Here is a 9,635-nt window from a genome sequence, read left to right as displayed (position 1 = left end):
GGGGGTTGGGGGGCTCGGGGGGGACGCGGGGACTGAACAAGCGTTCGATCGTGTCCACTATTCCCTATTCCCTATCCCCTGCCTAAAACCTAAACCAAGACTTGTTGCCAGTCTAAGCGATCGAGTGTCTGCGATCGTTCGAGGGCGCGCTCGAAGCTGTCTAGTTTAGCTTCGATTTGGAAGGGTTCGCTGACGTAACCTTGGATAGATTCTTGGGTTTTGAGACCGTTACCAGTGATGTAGACCACGGTAGTTTCGTCGGGGCTAATTTTGCCAGCTTCGACGAGTTTTTTGAGGACGGCAATAGTCGTACCGCCAGCCGTTTCGGTGAAGATGCCTTCGGTTTCTGCCAAGAGCTTCATCCCTTCGATGATTTCGGCATCGGTAACAGCTTCGATATGACCGTTGGTTTTGCGAGCGAGTTCTAGGGCGTAGATACCATCGGCGGGGTTGCCGATCGCGATCGATTTGGCGATCGTATTGGGCTTAACTGGGACTACAAAATCGCGACCTTCAGCATATGCTTGAGCGATCGGCGAGCAACCTTCAGCTTGTGCGCCGCTAAACCGGACTGGTTTGTCTTCGACCAAGCCAATTTTGACAAATTCTTGGAAACCCTTGTGAATCTTGGTAAACAGGGAACCAGAAGCCAGCGGTGCCACTACATGATCGGGTAATTGCCAACCGAGTTGTTCGGCAACTTCATACCCAAGGGTTTTGGAGCCTTCGGAGTAGTAGGGACGCAGATTGATATTGACAAATCCCCAGCCGTGGGTGTTGGCAACTTCGCAACAGAGGCGGTTTACTTGATCGTAGTTGCCTTGAACTGCCATGACAGTTGGGCCGTAAATGACCGTGCCCAGCACTTTACCTGCTTCGAGGTCGGCAGGGATAAAGACGCAGCATTCCAACCCAGCATGAGCGGCGATCGCGGCGGTGGAGTTGGCTAAGTTACCAGTACTCGCACAGGAAATTGTCGAGAAGCCAAATTCTTTGGCTTTGGAAAGTGCTACCGATACCACCCGATCCTTGAAGCTCAAGGTAGGCATGTTGACAGCATCGTTTTTAATGTAGAGATTCTTCAGACCCAGGCGACGCGCCAAGCGATTGGCTTTGAGTAGGGGCGTCATTCCGGTACCGACATCGACGATATGCTCGTCGGGAACGGGGAGTAAATCTTTGTAGCGCCAGATGGAGTGTGGGCCAGCTTTGATGCTCTCGCGAGTCACCTTGGTACGGAGGTAGTCATAATCATATTGGACTTCTAATGGCCCGAAGCATAGTTCGCAAATGTGTGTCGCTTTGAGTTCGTACTCAGTACCACACTCTTTACAGGCTAGTCCTTTGGCGGCAGTCGTTCTGTTGCTGTTTAAGGTTGCTTGGGTCATGTTAGGAGGTCGTTGTGATAAAGAAGATCCGTTAACTTGTTAGCGACAAGCTTACCATGGCTAGATTTTGCCGTCAAACATACCCGACTAAATTAGTCGGGTATGTCATTGGCGTAAAATCCCCTAAGCCAGAACTCAAAAGCGCTAGACACACTGTACCTACGGCAGGCTATCGCCAACGGCTGTCGTATCGCTAAAGGCGAGGCTTCTATTCACTATCCACTATCCACTATTCACCAAAACACTAGTAACTTTGTGTCGATGCAAGATGCAAGTTAATAAGATCCCTCTCTAAAGAGAACGACTTTAACTGTTTCGAGTAATATTTTGAGATCTAGAGCGAGCGACCATTGGAGGATATAAATCATATCCCAATAGAAAATCTCATCAGAATCGATACTGGCACGACCTTTGACTTGCCACAGTCCGGTAATTCCTGGTAATACTTCGTAGCGTAAGAAGCGATCGCGCGAGAATTGTTCGACATTCTGGATCGACAACTCATAATCGCGAATAGCAATCGGGCGCGGGCCGACCAGACTCATTTGACCTTGTAAGACATTGATCAACTGGGGTAATTCGTCTAGGCTATAATGACGCAAAAACTTACCCACATTGGTAATTCGCGGATCTTCTTTAATTTTAAAAAGAACTCCACCTTTGACCTCGTTTTGGGATTCTAGCTGGCGTTGCAGCTCGCTAGCATTTTCAACCATCGTCCGAAATTTCCAAACTTGGAAATGCCGACCCTTCAAGCCCACGCGACTTTGACGATAAAAAATTGGGCCGCTTGAGGTACTTTTGATGGCAATCGCAATCGCGATGAAAACTGGTGCTAGCACAATTACCAGAAACGCCGCTGCGATCGAGTCTAGCAGACGTTTTAACCAAAAATTGATTCCAAAAATAGCTAGAGATTTAAACCGGACAGTGGGGATTTCTTCAATCATCTTAGTCTCAGCGGCTCGTTGCGGCAATTGCAATTCGGTTGGGACTATCCTCAGATGAATTCCGGCAGCTTTTAAACTCCAATACAAGATGATTTGATTGTCAATTAGCTGCTTTGAACAGATAAACACTTCACTAATTCTTTGCGAGCAAATTTGGTCGATGATATGTTCTAATTCATTTTGAATATCCCACACCGACAGATCGATAACACTATGGATTTTAAATTGTTGCGATCGAGCGATTAACTTAGTGACTTTATCGATATCGCTACGATTTCCCATCAGCACGACTGATTGCTGAAAAATTGGATTGCGCTTGCGGATTTCGATCGTGACTAAATCTAATAAATATCTGGCCGAACCGATCGATACAAAGTTTAGCACCCAAGCAATCAAAAATACCGAGCGCGATATCCACCACAATCCAGGTTGATAAAAGAACGCGGCGATTAAAATCATCACTTGTGCGAGCGTGAGCGATTTTAGTAATTTTGCGAAGCGATGCAGCTTGTCATCGGTACCATAAAATCCAGATGCTGCCAAGGTGCCGATACTCACAGCTAGAATCGGTACGATGGTGTCGGTAATATGACGCCCTTCTGTCTGCGTACCGATCCGATCGGCGATCGTCCATGATATAAACAACATCGAAGTGTCTAAAAAGACCGACACGATCGATCTCAATACTACTAGCGGCGTCCGCCAGCGGATTGACAGGTTTGTTGCTCTGATATCTTCTGTCTGCCAACTGTAAGCAAGGGCATCAGATTTTTTGAGATCGGTCATGCGATCGCTCCAAAAGGATGTGAGATGGGATCGAATAAAACTGCTATCGTGATCTAAATCACTAATTGCCTGTGATATTTATTTTGTTAACTTTTAGATAAATATTACCCTGCCATCATGACTAAAAAATGTCGATAATGTCAATAATCATTTGACTAAATTTATTTGAATTGCGATCTTGGAGATCGACACTCAAAAATATTAATTCAGATATATGACTAAGGTAAATTAAGTCATCTGGCGGTTGAAAAATTAGTATGCCTGAAGAAAAAATGTGTGTATATTTTAATTTTTGGCATAATTTTCATTCACGATTGATGTGAAGATAGTAAACTCAGCAAATCACTAGAAACCGAGGGTAGCAAGTTCATGGAGTGGAATTGGGTAGGAACAATTAATTGTAGTATATCTGTAATTATTCCATCATACAACAGTGGTGAATTTTTACCCGCAGCAATTGAGAGTGCGATCGACCAAAGCTACCCCGCCAGTGAGATTATTGCGATCGATGATGGTTCGACCGACGATACTAGGTTAGTTTGCGCTCGATACCCTACGGTTAGGTATATATATCAAAGCAATCAAGGTTTGCCTGGGGCGAGGAATAAGGGGATCGAGGTGGCCACGGGCGAGTATCTAATTTTTTTAGATAGCGACGATTATTTGTGCCCTGAAGCGATCGAGATTGGCGTAAGTTGTCTGCAAGCGCATCCTGAAGCTGGCTTTGTGTTTGGACGATACTTATTTCGATCGATTAATCCCGACGGCTCGTATAGTACTCAGCGACTTTTTGACGAGCCGCCGTCTGTTGCCAGCTATACAACAATTCTAGCAGCCCAGCATAATATCCAGTGTGCTACCGCCATCTGTCGGCGGGAGGCAGTTACCGCAGTAGGCGGGTTTGCACCGCAACAGGAAGATCTAAACTTGTGGTTGCGCATCGCCCGCGAGTGGCCGATTTATTTCCACGATCGGGTAGTATCGGAATATCGCTACCACGGCGGCAATGAATCGAGTAAGTCTGCCAAAATGTTGGCGCAGACCCTCGCCACGCATGAGTTAGAGGCGGAGTATGTCTGGTCGGCGCAGACCTCCACGCCAGAGCTGATTGCTGCCTACGAGCGCGGTCGTGCCACTTGGATTAAGTTTTATGGCACTCGGCTCTTATATGATGCGATTAGGTGTCTACAGGCGGGGGAGCCGAGTACTGTCGTCGAGACGATCGAACTCATCTGGAAGTACGATCCAGCATTGACATGTATCGATCGAGAGATATATACCGTCGTACTTGACTTACTCGCTGCCAATCGGGTGCCGTTACCATCCCGGCGCTGCTATCCCCAAACTCAATGTCTGCATCAGTTATTTGCAGCACAGGTGGCTCGGACGCCGGAGGCGATTGCTATTACCTGCGATCGCCAGCAGCTTACATACCGCGAGTTAAACGAACGCGCCGATCGATTGGCGCACTACCTCCAGACGCTGAATATCCAGCTAGAGACATTAGTGGGGTTGAGTGTCACCCGCTCGATCGAAATGGTGGTAGGTATCCTCGGCATTCTCAAGGCTGGTGGGGCATACGTGCCCCTCGATCCTACTTATCCTCAAGAAAGACTGGATTATATACTGGCGGACGCTGGCGTGCCTGTTTTAGTCACGATGAAGGACTTAGCAGCGGCTTTTGATGATTACTCTGGGAAGCTGGTTTGTTTTGAAGATCTGCCAGAGTCGGCAGAACGCCCGAATATCTCGATAGATCTTACTCCCGCCAATCTAGCTTATGTAATCTATACATCCGGTTCGACAGGCAAGCCCAAAGGGGTGCTGGTAACTCATGCCAATGTCGGGCGGTTGTTTGCGGCAACTCAAGCATGGTACCAGTTTGACGATCGCGATGTGTGGACGATGTTCCATTCCTATGCCTTTGACTTCTCGGTGTGGGAACTGTGGGGGGCGTTAATCTATGGGGGACGGCTGGTAATCGTGCCGTTTGATGTGAGTCGTTCGCCCCAGGATTTTTATGAGTTATTAGCGACAGAGCGAGTGACGGTACTCAATCAGACGCCTTCAGCATTTTGGCAACTGCAACGCGTCGCAACTAAACCCGAGGCGCAATTAGCACTGCAATTACGCTTGGTGGTGTTCGGTGGCGAAGCGCTCGATCTGCCTAGCTTGCAGCCGTGGTTTGCTAAATATGGGGATAAAGCACCGCAGTTGGTGAATATGTACGGTATCACTGAAACTACCGTGCATGTGACTTATCGCCCGATTGATCTGACGGATCTCGATTGCGGGAGTGCCATCGGTCGCCCGATTCCCGATTTAGAATTATATGTCCTCGATCCCGACTTGCAGCCAGTCGAAGTCGGCACAACTGGCGAAATGTACGTCGGTGGCGCAGGGGTAGCGCGGGGTTATCTCAATCGTCCCGAACTCACCGCCGAGCGGTTTATCCCGCATCCCTTCGCCCCGGATGGCGTGCTGTATAAAACTGGCGATCTGGCGAGGTACCTGCCCGATGGCGATCTGGAGTATTTGGGACGCAGCGACAATCAGGTGAAGATTCGCGGTTTTCGGATCGAGCTGGGTGAAATCGACGCGACGCTCACTCAACAACCGCAGATCCAAGAAGCCGTAACGATCGTCAGAGAGGACGCACCGGGCGATCTCAGGCTAGTAGCGTATGTGGTACCTGCGACGCCAGCACCGCTGGACATTCCCGCATTGAGAGCGACACTCAAGCAGCAGTTACCCGACTATATGGTTCCGGCGGCCTTCGTGTGTGTGGCAGCGATGCCCCTAACTGCTAATGGCAAAATCGATCGTCAAGCCTTGCCCCTCCCCGAGCAACCGCAAATCGACTACAGAGCGACGCTGGTGGCTGCCGATACCGCGATTGAGCAAATCTTAATCGAGATTTGGCAAGCTAGTCTCCGCCTGGAAAAGATTGGTGTCGAGGATAATTTTTTCGATTTAGGTGGTAATTCCTTATTAGGCTTAGCCGCCATCGAGTCGATCCAAGCGAAGTTTAACCTCAAAGTTTCGCCAGTGAGACTGTATCAATATCCAACGATTCGAGCGTTAGCTAAATATCTCAATTCGGTACTCGTCGCCCAACCACCGACGACAGTAGCGCCGAGCGTCCCGCTAACGCAATTACCTGCTGTTAAAAATACCGATGTCGCTGTAATTGGCATGGTGGGTAGATTTCCTGGTGCCGATAGCGTCGATCTGCTGTGGGAAAATTTGTGCGCGGGGCGAGAAGCAATAACTTTTTTCGAGCCAGATGAAATCGATCCGAGTGTCGATCCACAAGTACTCGCCGATCCCAATTATGTCCGCGCCAAAGGCGTTCTCGCCGGAGCCGAACTCTTTGATGCCAGCTTCTTTGGGATGACTGCGAGAACGGCAGAAATGATGGATCCTCAAGCTAGAGTATTGCTGGAGCTAGCCGCCGAAGCCCTTGAGACGGTGGGCTATGTCGCTGGGGCAACAAATAAAATCGGGATCTATGCTGGCTCGGCTGATACTACTTATTTCGAGCGACATTTGAGCGATCGATTGCCGAAGGCAGGGCAAAGCCCAACGGATATTCTCGATCGGTTTGGTGAGTTCCAGACACATTTGGTTAACGATCGCGATTATTTTGCCACTAGAGCTTCCTATCAACTCAATCTCCAAGGGCCGAGTATTAATATCAGTACGGCTTGTTCGACTTCTTTAGTGGCGATTATTCAAGCTTACGAAGGCTTATTAGCCAACCGCTGCGATTTGGCGCTAGCTGGCGGTGTGGCGATCGATACACCCCAAAATCGCGGTTATTTGCATCAGGAGGGGAGTATTCTCAGCCCCGACGGACATTGCCGTCCGTTTGATGCCAACGCCCAGGGGACATTATTTAATAATGGTGGGGGGCTAGTCGTCCTCAAACGCTTGGACGAGGCGATCGCATCTGGCGATCGGATTTATGCGGTGATTAAGGGTGTCGGGATCAATAATGATGGCGCGGATAAGGTCAGTTTTACGGCTCCGAGCGTTAGGGGTCAAATGGGTGCGATTCTTCAGGCTCAAGCTCAAGCTGGGGTCGATCCTGAGACGATTTCTTATATCGAAGCTCACGGTACCGCAACTGCTTTAGGCGATCCGATCGAAGTCGAAGCCCTAACTCAAGCCTTCCGCACTAAAACTACCGCCACCCAATTTTGTGGCATCGGCTCGATTAAAAGTAATTTGGGACACCTTACCGCTGCCGCTGGGGTAGCGGGATTTATCAAGACAGTTTTAGCCCTCTACCATCGCCAAATCCCCCCGAGTATCAACTACGAGCGACCGAATCCCTACATCGATTTTGCCAATAGCCCCTTCTATGTCAACGCTAAATTAACAGACTGGAAAGCTACTACCCCGCGCCGCGCGGGAGTTAGCTCCTTCGGCGGCGGCGGCACCAACGCTCATGTCATCCTCGAACAGCCCCCAGTCATACCGCCATCGAGTCCGAGTCGTCCCTATCAGTTATTGTTACTCTCGGCTAAAACCGCTACCGCGATCGACAGGCAGACAAACGACCTTCACGACTACCTCAAACGAGCTTCTAATCCACCCCTAGCCGATATCGCCGCCACCCTCCAACAAGGGCGCAAACGCTACTCACAGCGGCGATTTGTCGTCTGTCAGCAGCCGAGCGACGCGATCGTCAATCTGGCGACATTACCCCCGCAATTAACCGCTACTCAAAATGCTGACAGCCAAAATGCTGAGGTAGCGTGGATGTTTTCCGGACAGGGCGCTCAGCACGTAAATATGGGGTTAGATTTGTATCGATCGGAACCCATATTTAGACAAGCGATCGATAATTGTACGGAGATTTTACAACCATTACTCGGGCTAGATTTACGGGAAATAATTTATCCGTCAGCATTAGCGACAGCTCAGAGTACCGAATTACTCAGTCAAACTCGTTACACCCAACCAGCTCTGTTTGCGATCGAATATGCACTCACCCAACTGTGGCAAAGTTGGGGCATTCGCCCTCAAGCCGCGATCGGACACAGTGTCGGCGAATTTGTCGCTGCTTGCTTAGCGGGAGTGTTCTCGCTAACTGATGCCCTCCAGCTCGTTGCCAAGCGGGGACAATTGATGTGGGATTTGCCTGCTGGCTCGATGCTCTCCGTCCGCTGTTCTGCCGAAGAGATTGCCAGCAAACTTCCGCCGGAACTCGCGATCGCCGCGATTAATAGTCCCGTCGCCTGCGTTGTTTCCGGCTCGACACAGGCGATCGAGCGATTGGAACAGGAACTCACCGCAGCTACCATCGCTTGTAAATTACTCCACACCTCCCATGCCTTTCACTCCCCAATGATGGCAGCGATCGTCGCCCCTTTTGCCGCTGAGGTTGCCCGAGTGCGATTGTCGCCACCCCAGATCCCATTTGTGTCGGCAGTCACAGGCGACTGGATTACCGCAGCGCAAGCTGTAGATCCCCAGTATTGGGCAGAACATCTCCGCCAGCCAGTCCAGTTTGCCAAAGGAATTCAGACATTGTGGGAGCGCAATCCCGATTATGTCCTCCTAGAAATCGGCCCTCGGCAATCTTTAACCACTCTCGCTACCCAACAACGCCGCGATCGCCAGAATGTCATCCCGTCCTTGGGCAATGTCGCCGCACCCGATCGGGACTGGCAATATATTCTCGCCGCGATCGGGCAATTGTGGCAAGCCGGAGCCAATATCGACTGGCAGAAATTTTATCATCAGGAAACTCGACAGCGGGTACCACTGCCAACCTATCCATTCGAGAGACAAAAATATTGGATCGACCCACCGCCTCATTTTCGCAACTCAGTCCCCACAACCGATCTAGCTACCGCGACTGCGATCGATTCCACTCCAACCGCACCTTTGCCAAACACAGCGATGACTTCACAGCAATTGTCAGAACCAGCAATGAGGATAATGCCCGAACAGAATAGGCACGAGCGATTGATGCCCGAAATCGCCGTAGTTATCGAGGCTGCCGCTGGCATCAAGATCGGTACGGGCGATCGAGGCTCGACCTTCTTGGAACTAGGTTTGGATTCGCTGTCGCTCACTCAAATAGCGCTGAGCTTAAAAAAGAAATTCAAAGTCCCCGTGACTTTTCGGCAGTTGTTAGAAGATTGCTCGACAATGACAACCCTCGCCCGCTCGATCGATTTCCAGTTGCCCCCAGAAGCCTTTCCAGCACCTGAAATCGCCCAGCCGACTCCGCCAGTTAATTTACCAATTGCCGTCGCACCCAGCCCGATCGCGCCCCCACCACCGCCAGCAATTAACCCCGTCATCTCCGTCGCCCAGCCAGCGGCTAACAGTGCGATGAGTGCGGGTACTAGCAGCGCGATCGAATCGCTAATCCAGCAGCAGCTCCAAATCATGGCTCGCCAACTCGAACTCCTCAGCAGCCATCCAACTCCAGCCATCACCCAGTCCCCCAGCCCCCCAGCACCCCCACTCCCCTACTCCCCTACTCCCCCAC

The 9,635-nt window shown here is 50.3% G+C and carries 3 protein-coding genes; 1 reads left to right on the top strand and 2 read right to left on the bottom strand.

Translation table 11 applies throughout. The features are described from left to right. Window positions 1-89: 89 nt before the first annotated feature. Window positions 90-1,388, bottom strand: coding sequence for a threonine synthase (thrC, locus tag RMO52_RS02920; RefSeq protein WP_309744492.1), 1,299 nt, complete (start codon window positions 1,386-1,388; stop codon window positions 90-92). A 275-nt stretch (window positions 1,389-1,663) separates the two neighbouring features. Further along, complete coding sequence (locus tag RMO52_RS02915) at window positions 1,664-3,124, bottom strand: sugar transferase (RefSeq protein ID WP_309744494.1); 1,461 nt, start codon at window positions 3,122-3,124, stop codon at window positions 1,664-1,666. 369 nt (window positions 3,125-3,493) lie between these two features. Between RMO52_RS02915 and RMO52_RS02910 the strand changes: the two genes are divergently transcribed. Then, the coding region (locus tag RMO52_RS02910; protein ID WP_310410707.1) for a polyketide synthase at window positions 3,494-9,635 on the top strand (6,142 nt) is incomplete at its 3' end.

This window comes from Chamaesiphon sp. OTE_8_metabat_110, from assembly GCF_031382685.1.
In the GTDB taxonomy this organism is placed as follows: domain Bacteria; phylum Cyanobacteriota; class Cyanobacteriia; order Cyanobacteriales; family Chamaesiphonaceae; genus Chamaesiphon.
This window is presented reverse-complemented; position numbering and strand designations above follow the sequence as displayed.

Coding starts and splice junctions, on each gene's coding strand:
- thrC (WP_309744492.1), bottom strand. CDS start 1,388: ATGACCCAAGCAACCTTAAACAGCAACAGAACGACTGCCGCCAAAGGA.
- RMO52_RS02915 (WP_309744494.1), bottom strand. CDS start 3,124: ATGACCGATCTCAAAAAATCTGATGCCCTTGCTTACAGTTGGCAGACA.